The 17,376-nt window shown below is 56.7% G+C and carries 16 protein-coding genes; 7 read left to right on the top strand and 9 right to left on the bottom strand.

The annotated features are described in order from the left end of the window. Nucleotides 1-189: 189 nt before the first annotated feature. Nucleotides 190-1,167 (bottom strand): cation diffusion facilitator family transporter, encoded by a 978-nt coding sequence (locus SH661x_RS10770; protein WP_437230806.1) that lies wholly within the window; start codon nt 1,165-1,167, stop codon nt 190-192. A 171-nt stretch (nt 1,168-1,338) separates the two neighbouring features. Then, nucleotides 1,339-1,959 (bottom strand): 4Fe-4S dicluster domain-containing protein, encoded by a 621-nt coding sequence (locus SH661x_RS10765; RefSeq protein ID WP_437230804.1) that lies wholly within the window; start codon nt 1,957-1,959, stop codon nt 1,339-1,341. A 333-nt stretch (nt 1,960-2,292) separates the two neighbouring features. Here SH661x_RS10765 and SH661x_RS10760 point away from each other — a divergent pair, with 333 nt between their 5' ends. The 3 genes from SH661x_RS10760 (at nt 2,293) to SH661x_RS10750 (ending at nt 4,835) form a co-directional block, all read left to right on the top strand. Beyond that, on the top strand, nt 2,293-3,111 hold the full coding sequence (locus SH661x_RS10760; RefSeq protein ID WP_437230802.1) for an enoyl-ACP reductase FabI: 819 nt from the start codon (nt 2,293-2,295) through the stop codon (nt 3,109-3,111). 82 nt (nt 3,112-3,193) lie between these two features. Then, nucleotides 3,194-3,766, top strand: coding sequence for a hydrolase (locus SH661x_RS10755; protein WP_437230800.1), 573 nt, complete (start codon nt 3,194-3,196; stop codon nt 3,764-3,766). A 97-nt stretch (nt 3,767-3,863) separates the two neighbouring features. Then, nucleotides 3,864-4,835, top strand: a complete 972-nt coding sequence (locus SH661x_RS10750) for a GHMP family kinase ATP-binding protein (protein ID WP_437230798.1) — start codon at nt 3,864-3,866, stop codon at nt 4,833-4,835. Between the two features lie 218 nt (nt 4,836-5,053). Here SH661x_RS10750 and SH661x_RS10745 read toward each other — a convergent pair whose 3' ends face one another. Together SH661x_RS10745 and SH661x_RS10740 are read right to left on the bottom strand one after the other, a co-directional pair. Next, entirely contained in the window at nt 5,054-5,764 is a 711-nt protein-coding gene (locus SH661x_RS10745; protein ID WP_437230796.1) for a restriction endonuclease, read from the bottom strand. A 397-nt stretch (nt 5,765-6,161) separates the two neighbouring features. Then, nucleotides 6,162-7,628: a Gfo/Idh/MocA family protein gene (locus tag SH661x_RS10740; RefSeq protein ID WP_437230794.1), complete on the bottom strand. Its 1,467-nt coding sequence runs from the start codon at nt 7,626-7,628 to the stop codon at nt 6,162-6,164. Between the two features lie 936 nt (nt 7,629-8,564). On the opposite strand from SH661x_RS10740, the gene SH661x_RS10735 reads away from it, so the two are divergent. After that, nucleotides 8,565-8,915: a Flp family type IVb pilin gene (locus SH661x_RS10735; protein WP_437230792.1), complete on the top strand. Its 351-nt coding sequence runs from the start codon at nt 8,565-8,567 to the stop codon at nt 8,913-8,915. Nucleotides 8,916-9,137: 222 nt separating this feature from the next. On the opposite strand, the gene SH661x_RS10730 is transcribed toward SH661x_RS10735, so the two are convergent. The 4 genes from SH661x_RS10730 to SH661x_RS10715 form a co-directional block, all read right to left on the bottom strand. Then, entirely contained in the window at nt 9,138-9,854 is a 717-nt protein-coding gene (locus SH661x_RS10730) for a lipoate--protein ligase family protein (protein ID WP_437230790.1), read from the bottom strand. Nucleotides 9,855-9,897: 43 nt separating this feature from the next. Then, on the bottom strand, nt 9,898-10,614 hold the full coding sequence (tmk, locus tag SH661x_RS10725; protein ID WP_437230788.1) for a dTMP kinase: 717 nt from the start codon (nt 10,612-10,614) through the stop codon (nt 9,898-9,900). Between the two features lie 116 nt (nt 10,615-10,730). After that, nucleotides 10,731-11,096: an STAS domain-containing protein gene (locus SH661x_RS10720; protein ID WP_437230786.1), complete on the bottom strand. Its 366-nt coding sequence runs from the start codon at nt 11,094-11,096 to the stop codon at nt 10,731-10,733. Nucleotides 11,097-11,488: 392 nt separating this feature from the next. Then, nucleotides 11,489-12,778 (bottom strand): leucine-rich repeat domain-containing protein, encoded by a 1,290-nt coding sequence (locus SH661x_RS10715; protein ID WP_437230784.1) that lies wholly within the window; start codon nt 12,776-12,778, stop codon nt 11,489-11,491. A gap of 342 nt (nt 12,779-13,120) precedes the next feature. Between SH661x_RS10715 and SH661x_RS10710 the strand changes: the two genes are divergently transcribed. Beyond that, the gene (locus SH661x_RS10710) at nt 13,121-13,891 is read left to right on the top strand and encodes a 3-ketoacyl-ACP reductase (RefSeq protein WP_437230782.1); all 771 of its coding nucleotides are present in this window, start codon (nt 13,121-13,123) and stop codon (nt 13,889-13,891) included. A 56-nt stretch (nt 13,892-13,947) separates the two neighbouring features. On the opposite strand, the gene SH661x_RS10705 is transcribed toward SH661x_RS10710, so the two are convergent. Then, entirely contained in the window at nt 13,948-14,433 is a 486-nt protein-coding gene (locus tag SH661x_RS10705) for a MarR family winged helix-turn-helix transcriptional regulator (RefSeq protein ID WP_437230780.1), read from the bottom strand. 660 nt (nt 14,434-15,093) lie between these two features. On the opposite strand from SH661x_RS10705, the gene argC reads away from it, so the two are divergent. Then, the gene (gene argC / locus SH661x_RS10700; protein ID WP_437230778.1) at nt 15,094-16,101 is read left to right on the top strand and encodes an N-acetyl-gamma-glutamyl-phosphate reductase; all 1,008 of its coding nucleotides are present in this window, start codon (nt 15,094-15,096) and stop codon (nt 16,099-16,101) included. Nucleotides 16,102-16,236: 135 nt separating this feature from the next. Continuing rightward, nucleotides 16,237-17,256, top strand: a complete 1,020-nt coding sequence (locus SH661x_RS10695; protein WP_437230776.1) for an AAA family ATPase — start codon at nt 16,237-16,239, stop codon at nt 17,254-17,256. The last annotated feature ends 120 nt before the right edge of the window (nt 17,257-17,376 follow it).

Genomic DNA, 17,376 nt, shown 5'->3' with positions numbered 1-17,376 from the left:
TCCAGACTCAGTCCGGGTTGCGAAGCAACAAGACGCCGGTCGAAACGCTCACAAGCTACTCATCGACATGGCTTCGAACTTGATCCTTTATTGAATCTGTAGTGAAAAAGTTCCTTGAGAGGATCGCGAAACGAAAAACCTCTTGCGGCTGCGCCGCCCAGACTATGTCTGGGGCACCCGGCTAGTGATTCAGTGTGAATGAGAATGCGAATGGGTCTGGCCAGGGGCTGACAGCAGGCAGGCTCCGTTTTCCTGATTTTCACAGGCGGCCATCGTCACATCTTCCAGCTGCAGCGTGATGTGCTTGAGGTCGAAGCTCTTTCGCAGCAGGCTCTGCAGCTCCTGCAGTTCATCACGCTTCGGGTCGTCTTTCTGAAAGACAACATGAGCCGAGACCGCCCGCAGTCCGCTGGCGATCGTCCAGACATGCAGACAGTGGACGTCTCTCACCCCGGGAACACTCATGATCTGCTGCCGAACCTTGTCGACATCCACATCCCGCGGGGCGTGTTCCATCAGAATCTCGACAGCATCACTCACCAGATGCCAGGCGGAATACAGAATCAGCAGGCATGCAAGCACCGAGGCCACTGGATCGGCCCAGATCCAGCCGAACTGCCAGATCAGGAAGGCTGCGAGAATGACAGTCACGCTTCCCAGCGTATCTCCCACCACATGCAGCCACGCCCCACGCAGATTCAGATTTTCATCCCGGCCGCCATGTAGCACTCCCAGGCTGATGAAGTTGACCAACAGGCCGCCCAGTGCAATCCACAGCATGGGTCCAGCCTGAATCGGTTCGGGATGCTGCAGGCGTTCCCAGGCTTCATGAAGGATGCCGCCGGCGACGAGAAAGAGCAGGGACCCATTTACGAGTGCCGCCAGGATTTCAGCACGATAAAACCCGAACGTCTGCTGCTGAGTCGGACGACGACGGGTCATCCAGATCGCAAACAGGCTGATGGCCAGCGACGCCATGTCGGAGACCATGTGCCCGGCATCCGCGAGCAGGGCGAGTGACCCCGTCCAGAAGCCGCCGACGATCTCCGCCACGCAGTAAACCGCCACCAGAACCAGCGTGATCGTCAGCCGACGAAACTGCCCCTGCGCGGAGTGGGAATGCGAGTCGTGACCATGCGGGCCATGGTGCTGGCAGCCTGATCCCATGAAATCACTCCGAGAGAGTCCGGGATCCAGAGCAGGGTGCCTGAAGCCGAAAACACATGGAAGTCTTGAACCACTTCGAGCATATCACCCAGCAGAGAATTGTGTGTGACCACAATTCAAAAAGATCTGGAGAAATCTGCTGTGGACTCTCGACTCTTGTCTCTGGACTGTTCAGTCCATCCAGATCCGCTGCCATCCATCGAACATGCAGTCGAGCAGGTCACGGGCGATCGGCGTGGCGTAGAAGCAGACTTTCTCGTCGTCGTGCTGTTCCATCGTGGCGATGGCGATTGTCTGTCCATCTTCCGAGTACAGCCAGTCCGGTTTTGTGAACCAGTTGAGAATCTCGATCAGATCCGGGCGTTTCGTCGGCAGGAAGACCTGACCGTCCAGAAACAGCTGATACCCGTATTCCTCGAGCTTGGGGTAGGGGAGTCCGGTTTCCGCCCCTTTCCAATACGGTTCGAGAATCGAAACCGCATCCGGTTTCATATTCGGATTGTGCAGCATGTCGATCGCATTCCACGGGCAGATCGTCAGCTGATAATGTTCCGTACTGTCATTGGGTGATCGGTAGCACATCTGGCAGCCGATGCAGCGCGAGGTGTCGATCTGATGATAGCTTTGTCCCGGAATCCGACTGGGGACTTCGTAAATGCAATCCACCGGACAAACGGTGGCACAGGACTGGCAGCTGGTGCATGAGTCCTTGTTGATCACATTGATGTACCGCACTTCCTTCTTGCGGTCGTCCGTGCGTGTATGAAAGTATTCATCAACGGAAATAGTCATCGGAAGTCACCGGGGCGTGCGGGTCACGATGGAAATGCGGACTCGACAGATCATAGCGGCGGAACGTCCCTGTGGCTATGCTCTTAGGATCGATCTCAAGTTGGAGAAAAGTTTCGACGTTCGTCGATGCCGCTCTCCCCCCTTCCGTGCGTAATGCACGAGACGCCAAGTGCTTCCCGTTTCCAGGCTCTGGACTCTCGACTCCTCGCTCTGGACCTCTTCCGAGTGAATCATCGACTCGCAGCATCGGGCCGATTGCCGGAAACCTCTTCTTCCGATATCGTTGCGGGATTCCAGTCAGACAGGCATATGGAGTGAGAAAAAGGACGGACCATGGGATTGTTTACGGGGAAAAAAGGAATTGTCTTCGGGATCGCCAACGAGCGGTCGATCGCCTGGGCGATCACGCAGGCGCTTCACGCTGAGGGGGCAGAGATCGGTTTCACGCATCTGCCGGATAAGGATCCCGCTCGGCCCAAGAATGAAAACAAAGTTCGCAAGCTCGTCGATCCGATCGGCGCCAAGTTCGTCGTCCCCTGTGATGTGCAGAAGGATGAAGACATTCAGGCCGCGTACGACAAAGTCGCTGAAACTTTCGGAAAGATCGATTTCGTTCTGCACAGCGTAGCGTTTGCTCCCCCCGCTGACCTGACCGGTCCGGTCTACGCCAGCAGCCGGGAAGGCTTCAAAACCGCCATGGACATCAGCGTCTACAGCCTGATTGCCATGGCCGGACGCGCCAAACCGCTGCTGAACCCCGGTGCCTCCATCCTGACCCTGACCTACCTGGGGGGCGAACGAGTCATCCCCGGGTACAACCTGATGGGTCTGTGCAAATCCGCCCTGGAAAGTGCTGTCGAGTACATTTCCAGCGAGCTGGGAGCCGACGGCGTCCGCGTCAATGCCCTGAGTGCCGGACCGGTGAAGACCGTCAGCGCCAGCGGCGTGGGCGATTTCAACAAGATGCTCAAGCTGTACGAGACGTTCTCTCCGCTTCGCCGAAACATCTCGGAAGAAGAAGTCGGCAAGGCTGCCATGTTCCTGCTGAGCGATTACGCGTCCGCCATCACTGGTGAGACTCTGCATGTCGACTGCGGATATCACATCATGGGCGGCCCTCCACTGGACGCATTCGGCGGCAAAGCCGAGTAGTGAAGTGAATGGACGTGTTGTTTAGCTGCACACTTCACGTGTGCAGCTAAACATACAAAATCGGATGAGTCGGATAACCCGCATGACGAATCGTTACACGCGCTCTCCCGAACTGCTCAGTGCAGCCACCAGTCGTCTGGTCATCGTCGACATGCAAGAGAAGTTTGCGCCTATCATTCCGGACTTCGATCTGGTGCTCTCAGGCTGCGTGAAACTCATTCAGGCAGCCCGGATTCTGAATGTCCCTGTCAGTGCGACCGAGCAGTATCCGCGCGGTCTGGGAACAACTGTCCCCGCCATTGCAGAACTGCTTCCCCACCGACCGGAAAAGGTCCGGTTCAGCTGTGCGGAGGCCCTGGACTGGGCCCTGCAGTCCGGTCTGGAAGATGGACGACGGCAGATTGTCCTCGCGGGAATTGAAACTCATATCTGCATGCTGCAGACCGCACTCGATCTGGTCAGTGCCGGCTTTGAAGTGTTCATCGCAGCGGATGCCACCCGCAGCCGCCAGGCTGAAGACCGTGAAATCGCTCTACGGCGCATGTCCGATGCCGGGGTCCGCATCATCACCAGCGAAATGGCCATGTTCGAATGGTGCGAAGTCGCCGGATCTGAACAGTTCAAGCAGATCAGCCGGCTTGTGACAGGTCGCTGAACGCGAAGTTCCGAGTCATCGTTTGCGTTCTTTTCATACGAACGGCAGAATTCGTATAGAACCTCGCCCGACCGCTGCGACTGAATTCACTGGAAACATGCCTCCGCTCCCTGCCTCGATCACGATCCGAACCGGTGCCCGTCTGCATTTCGGACCGCTCTCGTATCAACCGGAGACCGGACGTCACTTCGGCGGCATCGGGATGATGCTCGAGCGACCGGGAGTCGAACTGACCGCGACCAGCCCCGCAACTGGCAGACGGTTCGGGATTCTTTCCCCCCGAGCCGAATCGACTCTGCAGTCGTTGAAGTCCCGCAATCCCGATCTGCAGGCGTCCGTCCAGATCGATCTGGCAGCCGAGATTCCTGCCCATTCCGGACTCGGATCGGGGACACAGCTGTCTCTGGCGATGATGGAAGCACTGCTTCTGATGGAAGGGAGAACCGCTTCTCCCATTGAACTTGCTGAGAAGTGCGGCCGAGGGGACCGCTCGGCCATCGGGCTGCACGGCTATCGGCTCGGAGGATTTCTTGTCGACGGGGGACATGCCGCCGGTGCTGCGTTTGGGGAACTCGCCTGCCGTGTTGATTTTCCCGATGCGTGGCGAGTCCTTCTGCTTCATCCCCTCGATGCCAAAGGACTGCATGGGTCCGTGGAAATGCAGGCGTTTCAAAAACTCGGGTCGATGTCGGAATCAGTGAGCGGCCGACTTTGCAGGCTCACCCTGACCGAAATTCTCCCCGCTCTGACCAATCACAACTTTGCAGGATTTGCAGCAGCGTTGCTGGAATATGGCCAACTGGTGGGAGAGTTCTTCGCAGCCACGCAGGGAGGAGTCTTCGCTTCTCCAATGATGCGCACGCTCTTGAAGCGGCTGCCGGAGATTGAACGCACGGGAATGGCACAGTCCTCCTGGGGGCCGACGATCGCCATGTTCGCGGAAAGTGAAACAGAGGCGGCCGAACTTCGCCGACGCATCTGGTCCATCATTCCGGGAGCGGACTGCCCAATCGAGATCACCCGCGCGCGAAACGCGGGCCGCCAGCTGACGACGTCACCATCGACCTGAGCGAGTCGCTGTCGGTCGAAAACCTCAACAACGGCGGTTTAGCTGCACACTTGAAGTGTGCAGCTAAACGTGATCGGTTTGGATTCCTCGCCACGACGACTGCAATTGCCGCGTGCCATGCTTCCATCTCGCCCGCCGGGCGAACATGAATCCGCGTCCCCACTGACCGTCGGCATGTCCATGCTGCTGACGCGACATGAGCATGGCACCTCGCCAGACTAGAAGAAGACTTTCCATGGTCTCGAGTTAACCGTTGCCAATGGAAGACCTGAAGACTCAGCCTCAGCTGTTCCCATCTGGTTTAACCACCCAATCAATTGACCACGATCAGTTAACTGGAGTTTGTCCGGTATAACTTTGGCAAAGTCGGCGATAACATTCGGGGAGAACCCCGAACTTGTCGTCACTCTTACTTGATTCAAATCGTCATGAAGGACCAACAATCCTAATATTGCACGAACGATTTGGTGCGTGACAAGCCGCCCTGACCGATACGCCTTTATTTCATCGAGAATTTGTTGCCCGCCTTTAAAAGCAGCAATATCGAACCCACCGTCTCCCGAACGAGGAGAGAGGATGACGTTGCTCCATTGTGATTCATGGTACGCTCCACCTACAAATTCCTCGAATTTGCGATGCCATCGAGGGAAATAATCAAAAAGCTCAGAATGCTTCAGCAATTCCTGACGCAGCACGTCCCATGCACGCGTCGTTCCAGTAATGACTTGACCGCGAGGAACGCTTGTACCGAGTCTGATGAGCTCTGTCTGCATCAAAATGTCAGCGTCCCGCAAGACAGATATACCTGATGAAACAGCTAAATACCGTCCTTCATGAGGGATAACGTATCCATCGCCAAACTCCATCCACAGGACATTTGGATCCCTATCGTCAGGTTTAAATGGACGCTTACGCCACCGATGCTGCATGATCTTCCGACACCATTTCGATCACCGAGATGTTCTCGAAAGATTGTATCAAATGCGAGAGTGGCAACAAGACAATTTAACCATCACAACGGGTCCATGTAACGCCATCCAAGGTTCTGCTTGAGATTTAGACTTGTCGTAAATTGGCGTAGGGTGGATGCGATAGTCACATCGCACCCCCTGGACGAACATGAATCCACGTCCCTACTGACGGTCGGCGCACTTCAGCCTCGAACGTGTCACGCCGTCACGTTCAATTCGCAAAGCCCGTTCAAGCTGGGTTTCGCTGCGCTCAACCACGCCTACCCCTCTCTGCCCTCTGCCCTCTGCCCTCTACAAAAAAAGTACGGCAGCCTGAATCAGACTGCCGTACTTGAACAGTAAACTCTAAACCGTCTTACGACTTCTTCGGTGGCTGTCCATCAATCCACGGGCCTGCCAGCGACATGTAAGCAGGCTCTTCGAGAGTGCTGCCGTAGGTCCCGGCGGTCCAGCCTGGAACGTGTCGGGCAGGGGATCGCTCTGCGGACATTTTTTCCCACTGTTTCGCCCAGCTCTGCCCCTTCTGATGGGCTTCGTAGGCGTTCACCGGGCCGGTTTCCGGATCGAAGTAGTAAACGATGCCGTCACGATAGCTCTGGGCACCGAGAATCACCGTCGTCACGGCGGCTGCCCCCAGGATCGGGTCGTTGTTGCAGAGCATCGGATCGCCCGCAGCGATCGCGTCCAGCCAGTTCTGGAAATGTGCCTTGTCCAGATCGGCCACAGCTTCGGTCTCAATGGTCTCCGCCACGAGTTTGCTGTTGTGGGTCACCTGAGGCCGTTCCGGGGTGAAGTGAATCTTGTTCCCCGAGAACGTGAACGAACCGAAGTGACCGCGAATGCATTGCTGCAACCGGGATTCCTCAGCACACATCGTCGAAGAAACGAGTCCCTGAACGCCGGCGGAGTAATCGGCAACGACCGTCGCCACATCCGGGACATCCCGACCATCGTATTCCAGATAGATCCCGCCCGCTCCAGTGACGCGACCCGGATCACGCAGGCCGGTCGCCTTGAGCATCGCGGTCACCCGGTGAACGAACAGGTCGGTAAACATCCCTGATCCGTAGGGCCAGAAGCGTCGCCACTGCTTGTAGACTTCGCGGTCGAACGGCCGGTCTTCCGAGAGACCTTCTTTGGTCCCCAGCCAACGCTGCCAGTCGATCGTCTGCGGGGTCATGTCCTTGGTCAGTGCGTAATACCGCCACTGGCCGATATCCGAATTGCGGAAGTACTCCGTCTGGAACATCAAGACCTTCCCGAGCTTACCCGCATCGATCATCTGCCGGGCGAGATTCCAGGTCGGCTCGCTGGAGCCCTGTGCTCCCACCTGCATGACCTTGCCGGACTTCTTCCAGACCTTGAGGACATCCATCGCCTCTTCGACCTTCTTGGTCATCGGCTTTTCGCAGTACACGTGCAGCCCGGCGTTCAGCGAGTCGACGATCTGCTTGTGATGCCAGTGGTCCGGCGTCGCGATGGAGACCGCATCGAGGTTTTCTTTCTCGATCATTTCCAGGTAGTCGACATACCGGGCGGGATCGTTGCCGTTTTCCGCCTTGATGTAGTCCGCGACCATGTCCCGCTGGACCGACCACACTTCGGCAACAGCGACGATCTCAATATTCGCCCCTTCGTTCTTCAGCTTGGTGAGCGTTTTGACATGCGCGCTGAAGCCCCGTCCCCCCGGCCCGATCATTCCGATGCGGAGCGTTTCGTTTTTCCCTTTGGCTTTCAGGGAGGCAGTGGGGAACATCGCAGCAGCACCGGCAGCGACGGTACTGGCCTTGAGAAAGCTGCGTCGGTCGACGGAATCAGTCATCACGGATTTCCTTTGAGATGCGAACAGGCAGTGAAGTCTCAAGCACTGCCGGGTATTGATGATTCCATGGACCATACTGAAGTGAAGACTTCAGGTTCAACCAGCCGGGCAGGGGATTCAGTGCAAGAAATCGGAGTCTGGATCGAGATTTCCCACTCATTCACAAAAAACTTCCATCTCCATACTTCGCAGCGACCAAGGGACGGTCGATCTCCGACTCGGCCACTTCTGTGAGGGCGCGAACATCAGAATGTTCAGGCTTCGAAGCGGACGTTTCACTTTCGTAAAGATGTCGAAACGCAACATCAGCGATCGCTGAACAGCAACACTAGCCGCGAGCAACATTCTCCAAATACGCAAACAATTCTGCAACATGAAGTTACAGAGTGAACCCCAAAAGCAACACGGGCATCATCACGTTGCTTTCCGGAAACAGGCATCCTGTCTGCATTGACGTTTTGCTGTGCTGCAAGGCTGTCTTCGGAGGTGAGAGCCCGGAGGTCCTCCAGCCTTGCAGCCGATCCCTTACACCTGGCTCGGCACGCAACGGTTACGTCACCGAATTCGCAGTGCTGTATCAAACCAGAAGCGCTTTGTCAGCGACAATGGTTCAACCTCTTTGCGCCTGCAGTGTTTTCTGAGTTGGCCAGCAGGTCACGCGAATTTTCTTAAACTGCGGCACGTTCTTTCGTTAAGTGCCCTCCGTGATCTGTTCATGCTCTGTCTGGCACTGCATCTGCCTTTGCATAAACCAGTGGAAGAACACTTCCATCAGAGCCATCTGAGATTGTCTCCGGACGTCTCCTCATGACCTGTCTACCGCTCTCACACGGTCCAGCCATGAGTTTGTAAGAGCGAACTGCATGCCCCCTTCTCATGGGACTGCCGATCGTTCTGCGCTCTCAATTCACAGGGATCACACACGAGGACGAGGACATGAAGAACGTTTTGAATGCACTGCTGAATGATGAAGCTGGTTTTATTGTTTCCGCCGAACTGGTCCTGATTGCCACCTTGCTGGTGATCGGTCTGATCGTCGGCCTCAGCGAAGTGCAATATGCTGTCGCTGAAGAACTCAACGACGTGGCCGATGCCATCGGTTCCCTGAACCAGAGCTACTACTTCAGCGGCTTCTCGGCCTGTAAACCAGACGGACGAATCAAATCCAGCGTGGCCGGCTCCGCCTTCCGTGACGTCCTGGACAGCTGCGATAACAACCAGTGCCAGATTGCCTGCGATGCCCCCGTCGCAGAAGGACCGAAGCACGGCCACGGCGGACATAAATAATGCCTCCCGCCTCATTGCTCGTGAAACTGGCACGTTGAGCCTGGTGTCAAGAAGAAGAGTTCACTTGAGGCGCGACCAGGAATTGTTTGAGACTCTTGAGAGTTGAGAGAACCGCAGGCGAGTCACCTGCGGGAGAGCCCGAGTTGAGAGAGAGACCCGCCTGACATCTGTCCGGCGGGTTTTTGCATTTGCACAGTCGCACTCTTGATGCAGCGGGACCGGCTATCGACTCCCGGATTCTAACGCCGCGTCGATTCGCCCCTTTTCTTCCGCGGTCAGTTCTCCCTCGACACCCTGCAGGCCAAGACGCTGCAGAATTTCGGGCATCAGTTGAGATGTCAGGGTTTCGGCGGAAAGATCGACCCCGGTCAATTCGCGGATCCCGGGAAACTCTTCGGCCCATGGGGATGTCCGCAGCAGGATGCTCCCGTGCTGAAGAACCGTACCCTGCCGCCTGCGCTGGGCACTTCCGACAATCTTCGCACTGCCGATCACGATGTCGCGGGCATCGCCGCGCGAGAAGCAAAGAAAGGACTGATCGGAAAACGCGTCGTCTCCCCGCATTCGGCACTGGACTCCCAGCCGTTCCAGCACACTGATAATCGCAGCGTGAACGAGGTCATAAATCTGACCGGGTTCCTGACACAGAGGGTTTCCCGAGGGGAGAACGCAGGAATAGGTCAACTCCTGATCATGCAGGATCGCCCCGCCGCCGGAGAGACGTCGAACCGCCGGGAGTTCCTGAAACCGGGCAGGGACCTCCAGCGTCTGGCGCGCCTGGAAGTGTCCGAGCGAGACCGTCGGAGAGGCCCACTGATAGAAGCGCAGCGTCGCCACGCCGGACAGGCCCGAGTTCAGCAACTCTTCATCGATCGCCATATTCAAATCGCCCGCTAAAGGGGGATCGACGAGAACGCGGCAGACAGGATGAGGGGGCATCGCGGCAGTGGTGAAGGGGGCTGAAATGGAATGGGATCTCGTTTCAGGTGATGGACGTTGGGTTGGTGAAATCGAATCTCTCCTGGACGATCCCCCAGATTTCCTCGGAGATCTCCTCGATCGTTCGAATCCGGTCTCCATCGGTCACGGAAACGATCTTCCATCCTGGGGAAGATCGTGCGAGGTGCAGATACACGTTTCGCACGTGGTCCAGATAGTCAACATCCGCTTCCTGCAGGTCGGTCGCCTGTTCGGTGTAGGAACGTCGCTGCTTCATCAGAATCAATTGCTGGGAGACTTCGACGGGAAGGTCCAGAAGCACCACCAGATCAGGCCGGGGCATCTGGTAAATGCCGTACTCGATCTGCTCGATCCACTGCTGCAGTTGAACTCTCGCTTCGCCCGACTTCTTGGCGGACTGGTGAGCGATGTTCGAAGGGACGTATCGATCAAGGACCACGACGTCCTGGCCCTGCCGCGCCTGGTGCAGAGTGTCTCGAGATTCGAACCGGTCACCGGCGTAGAGTAGAGAAACCAGGAACGGATCGAGTTGATCGAGCGTCCCGAAATCTCCGTTGAGAAACTCTCCGATCCGATGGCCGAAGAATGTCGACTGGTAGCGAGGAAAGCTTAGAAGTTGGGCAGGGCGGCCAGACTCCTTGAACCGGCTGTGCAACAACGCCGCCTGAGTTCCTTTGCCAGATCCGTCAATTCCTTCCAGAACAACCAGTGGCGCACCGACATCAGCCTGCATCGTCATTTCTCTACTCAAGGCACAATTGAATTTTGACGCAGTCACCGCTGCGGGAGACGGCTATTCGACACTGGAACCCGCAGTGCTGGTAGGAGGCCCGGCAGCGAGCGGTCCGTCGCCGGTCAGGCGAACAACTCAGACGCGGCCGAGGAGGAGTCGGCAACTCTGAAATACGTTAACAGGTGGCTGGTTTTGAGGGTGGACTGAACTTCAGGCTGGAGCGAACACAGGACCAGTCGCCCTTCATTGCGAGTCAGACGCCGATGCAGCGAGATCAACTTGCCGATCGCGGCGCTGGTCATGTACGTCACTGAGGTCAGGTCCAGAATGATCCGTCGCACATGGAATGTGTCGGTCAGGGTCATGAAATCGCGATCCAGCTGCTCCAGGTTCTCATCCTCGGTAAGCCGGTTCTTACTCATGACGAGCAGTGTCCCGTCATTCGCCTCCAGGCTCTGGATTTCGAAAAAGCTCGATTTGATTGTCATCTTTGCCCAACCCGACGCAGCTCACCTGGTGATTCGCGATTCGCCGAAACAGCCTGGTTAGCATACCGGTTCCGCCCGCGGGCCGCCACAACCGATCCGGGAAACCGGACGACAGTGTGGCACGAGGCTCGGTTTTTCCTGAACGCAGCCCCCTTCCAAACTCGCGGAGAATGCGGCCAAACGCTCGCGATCTCCGGATCCGGAAACTTTGCCCAGCTTTCCCGACTCAGGCGACTCCCCTCGTCCCTTAACGAGGAAGGGACGAGCAGCCCGTTGAAGACTTACGGGGACTGTCGTCACAGTCGAAAGTCCCAGGAATCTGTCGAATCACGTTTCGCTGCACACCTGAAGCATCTAGCGAAACCGCCGTGACCGGGACCTTTACTGGCCCCTTAGATTTTCACCTTACACTCAGGATGCTCATCCTGAAACTTCTTGGCAGCTTCAGCGGTCACTCCAGATCGGGACAGGTCAATTTCCTTCAGGCTCTTCATTCCGGAGAGCTCTTCGAGACCTGCGTTGTCAAACGACGTCTCAACCAGATTCAGCTTTTCGAGTTTCGGATATGACGCGATCTGCGCAGCGCTGGCGGAAGTGATTCCGCGACAGGCTTCGAGGTTCAGCTCTTTGAGTTCCGTCAGCCCGCTCAGTGCCTTCAGACCTTCGTCATCAAAACTGCCGTTCCACAGATTCAGAATCCTGAGCTGGGTGAACGGGGCGAGATGCTCGAGTCCGTAGTTATCGATGCGGTTCTCGCTCAGGTCCAGGTCGACCAGCGTCGGGCGGGCAGCCACCAGTGCATCCAGTCCCGCTCCGCTCACAGCAGTGTCACGCAGCGAAAGATCCACGAACTTCATGTTTCCGAAATTCGCGAGCCCTTTGTCACCCACAGTGGTGCGCATCAGGTTGAGCGACTTCAGTTCCGACAGATCGGCCAGATCGACCATACCCGCGCTTCCCACTCCACAATCTTCCAGCGAGAGCACGCGAAGCTTCTTCAATTTTCCGAGCGACTTCATCCCGGCATCGGTCACCGGATACGAACGCAGCTTCAGATCGACGAGATTCTGCAGCCCTTCGATGTGCACCAGTCCGGCATCACCGATCTGAGCACAGGCACGCAGGTCAAGAACCTTCAGATCCTTCAGGTCTTTGAGATGTTCCAGTCCGGCATTTGTCGTCCGGGTGAACAGAAGATAGAGCCGCTGCAGTTTCGGCACGTACTTCAGTGCCACCAGTCCGGCGTCGTCCACCTGCGAACAGCGTCGCAGTCCGAGTTCTTCCAGCTGCGGAAGGAATTCCAGAATATTCAGCCCTTGGTTCGTCACCTGAGAGTTTTCGAGGCTGAGAACTTTGAGCTTGGGCAGACCTTTGAAGAGGACCAGTTGCTCATCGGTAATGGACGCATGTTTGCAATCGGCGCCGATCACCTGCCCAGCGCTGTCGAATTTGAGATAGACCCCGGCATCCTTCAGAGCTTTAACCGCTTCCGGATCATCAGGTTGACTGGCAACAGGAGCTGGTTCGGCCGAGGCTTTGGATTCAGCAGCCGCGGGCGTCTCGTTCGCGGGAGTCGACTCAGCTGCAGGTTTCGGTTCTGCCTTCTCAGCCTGAGGGGGGCAACCAGCCATCAGCAGTGCCGCTAAAGGAAGTGCCGTCAGCAGTCGAGTGGGGGCGTTCATGTTCATCATCCGAGTCAGTGTCCAACGTTGATTATTCGGCAGGAATCCGATCAGTCCAGCCGGCGGATCTGGAAATTCAGTGAGGCAGCTGGTGCACTCCAGGACGTTCCGCCAGCGGCAGGGTGGTCTTTGAGTTTAGGGGGTGGAACGCACGGAAGAAAGAATCAGCGGTAAAGACAAGAGAATTCTGATACAGCCTGTTCGTTAGAATCACACGGCGAAATTCATCTGCATCCTCGCTAGGGTGCGACTATTGTTCTTATGAAGACTCGATACAATCCTCGCTGCAAGCCGCGTTTGCAGGTCACTCCCGGATCCCGCTTCACTTGATGGTTTCCAGATATGTCATCGATCGCACTGATCACCGGAGGCGCACGAGGAATCGGGCTGGGAATCGCCCGGGAGCTGGCAGCTGCCGGATGGAAGTTGATGCTCAACGGCGTTCGCCCCGTCGAAGGCGTGAAAGACACACTGGATCAACTGCGAGAAATCCACCGGGAGATTGACTACTGTCCCGGAGACATCAGCGTGCACGCCGACAGGGTCCGGCTGGTCGAGAACACGCTGCACCGCTTCGGAAGAATTGACGCCCTGATCAATAATGCAGGCATTACATCACCGGGCCGCAAGGATCTTCTGGAAGCCGGAGAAGATGCATTCGACAAAGTCATTGGAATCAATCTGAAGGGTCCCCATTTCCTGACGCAGCTGGTCGCCCGGCAAATGATTTCACACCGTCGTGACTACGCGAACTTTCGCGGGACAGTGATCTTCATCAGTTCCATTTCAGCGGAGGTTGTCTCGGTGGATCGCGGAGACTATTGCCTTTCCAAAGCGGGACTGGGAATGGCGACAAAACTCTGGGCAGCGAGGCTGGCAGAGGAGAAGATCAATGTCTACGAAATTCGTCCGGGGATTATTCGCAGCGACATGACGTCAGCCGTGACCGGCAAATACGATCGCATGATCGCAGACGGCCTGACCCTGGAACGTCGGTGGGGAGAATCCTCCGACATCGGCCGGGCAGTCCGAACCCTGGTTTCCGGAGATCTTCCCTATGCCACCGGCCAAGTCCTGAAGATCGACGGTGGGATGTCGATTCGGACAATGTGATCGTCAAGGGCAAGAGCGATCTCCCGCGCGGCACCGTCCGAACGCCGGCCAGACGTTCAAGGATGAATCATTGGCGAAAATGGAACCGCAAGGTGTGCGGGTGCATGAGGGGGCGAGTGATGCACGGCAGGCTGCATTTCCAGTTCGGCTTCCGCTGCCAGAATGTTCGTCTGCAACCTTTGACAGATGCTTTTCAACATCGCCAGGTCTTCACCAGTCAGTCCCTGAATAATGTCGCGACGAATTGCATGTGATATCGCAGTGGCTCGCTGCCACATTTCTTCCGCTTTGGCCGTGGGCTGCACGCGGTTTTTACGACGATCCTGATCGCAGCAGGTCCGCTCGAGCAGTCCATCGCGCTCCATCCGCTTCAGAACTCCAGCCAGCGTGTGCGGCTCAATGCCGAGAGCGTCCGCAATCTCGGTCTGTGACCCGCATCCCGGCAGCTTCGCCAAGGTTGCCAGAACTTCGAACTGACGAAGTGTCATCTTGGCCGGTGCCAAACTGGTACTGAGCAACTTCCGGATCAGGTGTGACGTCATGCACACCCAATATCCGGGACTGTCATCGAAATCATATTCCAACACAAATGAACTCCTCAAGAGGCCCAAAGACTTGGAGTCAAACGTATTGCGCGATACCTGTCCGCGTAATAGACGATCGATCCTACCTGCTGATCCACCCGATTCCCAGAGCTTTGTCAACTTTTCTGTATCTTTTTGCAGAAGTCGATTTTGGCAAAATTCGAGAAATCCTGCACAATATCTGACAAATGCATTGTTACGACACACCATTCTGATGCATCGAACCTAGTTGATCAAGATTGTGTCCCGTATGATAGAAGCAAATTTACACAGGAAAAACGGTCATTAAACGGGAAATAATTTTATTTTTTCGATCCGACTCGTATATTCCAGTCAACTCAAACGCCCGGTGCGAACTGTAAGAGGTTGCAGCTCTACGATTTGCTAGATCTTTCGCACTGACAATTTGGCCGAAACCCGTCGCAATGTCCGTGACAAATTCCTTGAACAATTTTCACCCCCTGGCAGCTCCAGCCAAGGCGGAATCTGGGTTGATGAATCCCAGACGGTGAATAAGCTTCGTAGTGAGGGACGGTTTCGCCTCGACGAACCGAACGAGATGAACGCCGTTTTTCAAAATTCCGACACTTTGTTCTACATCTTCAAGCTGGACGTGCCGTGATCCGAGTTGCGATTCAAGGGGGGACTGGTTACACCGCACTCGAGCTGATCCGCATCCTGTTACGGCATCCCCACGCCGAGATTACGGCCGTCACGAGTCGTTCAGAATCCGGTCCGGTCAGCAGCGTCCACCCCTCGCTGGCAGGGCGGCTGGATCTTCACTTTACCAACCCGGGCCCAGAAGAACTGGCGCAGATCGCCGACGTCTGCTTCTGCTGCCTCCCTCACCGCGCCAGCATGGAGGCCATCCCGGGACTGCTCTCCGCCGGGATGAAGGTGATCGACCTCTCGGCCGATTACCGACTTGCTGACCCCGCAGTTTACGAGAAGTGGTACGGGCACGTTCATATTGACCCCACCCGGCTGGGAGCCACCGTATATGGTCTGCCCGAACTCTTCGGACCGGAAATTCCGCAGCAGTCGCTGATCGCCAACCCCGGCTGCTACACGAGTGCGTCCATTCTTGCACTGGCTCCGTTGCTGGCAGCGGGACTGATCCAGCCGCAGGGAATCATCATTGACGCCAAGAGCGGAGTTTCCGGAGCAGGGCGAACCCCCAAGGTGGAAACGCTCTTCAGCGAATGCAACGAAAGCCTTTCGGCATATGGCGTCGGCAATCATCGACATACACCGGAGATTGAACAGATTCTCACTCAGGTGGCCGGCCAGACGGTCGATCTCATTTTCACTCCTCATCTGATCCCCATGGACCGGGGAATTCTCGCCACCATCTACGCCAGCCCGGTGAAGGAAGTCTCACAGGCCGAACTGCTGCAGGTGCTGCGAGCTTTCTATGCAGGAAAACCATTTGTGCATGTCGTTGACCACTTGCCCAGAACCAAAGACGTCGCCGGCACCAACTATTGCCAGATCACAGCCCGCGTGGTGAAGGGGAAGGTGATGATCTTCTCCGTACTGGATAACCTGATCAAAGGTGCCAGCGGTGTGGCGATCCAGAACTTCAACCTGATGTGTCACTTTGACGAGACGCTCGGACTGAAGTAACCACAGCGGCCCGCGACTTGGCCTTTAGCACTGCTTGTCAGGTTGCCCGGTCAACAGGTTCGACATTTCTCCGCGAAGCCGGGATACTCCTGATGAGGGTCCGGATCGGAACGCCCATTCGCAGGGAACTGAGAAATGCCATTCTCCACAAGTGCGGATTATGACCGGGAAAAAGAAGCCGTCCTGAAACTGCGCGACAGCCGCCAGCGGATCCGCGACGAACTCAGTAAAGCCATCGTCGGACAGCAGGACGTCATCGAGCAGGTGCTGACGACTCTCTTCGCCGGCGGACACTGCCTTATCACGGGCGCCCCGGGTCTGGCCAAGACTCTGCTTGTGAAATCGATCGCACAGATTTTTCACCTGCAGTTTCAACGGATCCAGTTCACTCCCGACCTGATGCCCGCAGACATCACCGGGACGGAAATTCTGGAGGAGAATCAGGACGGTCGCAGGTCAATGACGTTTGTCCCCGGACCGATCTTCGCAAATGTCCTGCTGGCCGACGAAATCAATCGCACTCCCCCCAAGACCCAGGCGGCGCTGCTCGAGGCGATGCAGGAGCACCAAGTGACCGCAGCGGGCAAGCGTTACCCGCTGGATGAGCCGTTTTTTGTTCTCGCCACGCAGAATCCAATCGAAATGGAAGGGACCTACCCGCTCCCCGAAGCACAGCTCGACCGGTTCATGCTTAACGTGGTCATGAACTATCTTCCAGAGGACGATGAAGTGACCGTCGTGGAGCGGACGACAGCGGGCGCACAGGAGCCGATCCACCCACTGTTCACCAGCGACGATGTCCTGGACTTTCAGCGGATTGTCCGCAGTGTCCCGGTTGCCAGAGAGCTGCTTCAGTACGCTGTGCAGATCGTTGCAGCCAGTCGTCCCGGTCAGGTCGGGACACAGGACTTGGTGAACAGATATGTGAGCTGGGGGGCGGGGACACGGGCGTCCCAGTATCTGGTCCTGGCTGCGAAAGCCCGGGCCATTCTGCAGGGTCGTTCACATGTCACGGTGGAGGATATCCGGGTGAGCGCTGCACCGGTCCTGCGACACCGAATCCTGCTGAACTACAAAGCGGAGGCAGAAGGCCTGGCAGTGGATTCCCTGGTGACAAAACTGGTCGACACAGTGAAAGTCCCCGCTGCCCGCTGACCGGGCAGAGGATGTTCGGAGACGTTAGCCCCTGTCTCGGGGGAGTGTGGCGGCGATTCTGGGCGATTCATTGCTCGAAAGCTGCGTTTATCGCCGCCGGAACGCCACACTTTCGTGAGA

Source organism: Planctomicrobium stercoris (assembly GCF_051465655.1).
GTDB lineage: Bacteria > Planctomycetota > Planctomycetia > Planctomycetales > Planctomycetaceae > Planctomicrobium.
This window is presented reverse-complemented; position numbering and strand designations above follow the sequence as displayed.

Coding starts and splice junctions, on each gene's coding strand:
- SH661x_RS10770 (WP_437230806.1), bottom strand. CDS start 1,167: ATGGGATCAGGCTGCCAGCACCATGGCCCGCATGGTCACGACTCGCAT.
- SH661x_RS10710 (WP_437230782.1), top strand. CDS start 13,121: ATGTCATCGATCGCACTGATCACCGGAGGCGCACGAGGAATCGGGCTG.
- SH661x_RS10755 (WP_437230800.1), top strand. CDS start 3,194: ATGACGAATCGTTACACGCGCTCTCCCGAACTGCTCAGTGCAGCCACC.
- SH661x_RS10720 (WP_437230786.1), bottom strand. CDS start 11,096: ATGACAATCAAATCGAGCTTTTTCGAAATCCAGAGCCTGGAGGCGAAT.
- SH661x_RS10695 (WP_437230776.1), top strand. CDS start 16,237: ATGCCATTCTCCACAAGTGCGGATTATGACCGGGAAAAAGAAGCCGTC.
- SH661x_RS10760 (WP_437230802.1), top strand. CDS start 2,293: ATGGGATTGTTTACGGGGAAAAAAGGAATTGTCTTCGGGATCGCCAAC.
- SH661x_RS10735 (WP_437230792.1), top strand. CDS start 8,565: ATGAAGAACGTTTTGAATGCACTGCTGAATGATGAAGCTGGTTTTATT.
- SH661x_RS10705 (WP_437230780.1), bottom strand. CDS start 14,433: ATGACGTCACACCTGATCCGGAAGTTGCTCAGTACCAGTTTGGCACCG.
- SH661x_RS10750 (WP_437230798.1), top strand. CDS start 3,864: ATGCCTCCGCTCCCTGCCTCGATCACGATCCGAACCGGTGCCCGTCTG.
- tmk (WP_437230788.1), bottom strand. CDS start 10,614: ATGACGATGCAGGCTGATGTCGGTGCGCCACTGGTTGTTCTGGAAGGA.
- SH661x_RS10740 (WP_437230794.1), bottom strand. CDS start 7,628: ATGACTGATTCCGTCGACCGACGCAGCTTTCTCAAGGCCAGTACCGTC.
- SH661x_RS10730 (WP_437230790.1), bottom strand. CDS start 9,854: ATGCCCCCTCATCCTGTCTGCCGCGTTCTCGTCGATCCCCCTTTAGCG.
- SH661x_RS10715 (WP_437230784.1), bottom strand. CDS start 12,778: ATGAACGCCCCCACTCGACTGCTGACGGCACTTCCTTTAGCGGCACTG.
- SH661x_RS10745 (WP_437230796.1), bottom strand. CDS start 5,764: ATGCAGCATCGGTGGCGTAAGCGTCCATTTAAACCTGACGATAGGGAT.
- SH661x_RS10765 (WP_437230804.1), bottom strand. CDS start 1,959: ATGACTATTTCCGTTGATGAATACTTTCATACACGCACGGACGACCGC.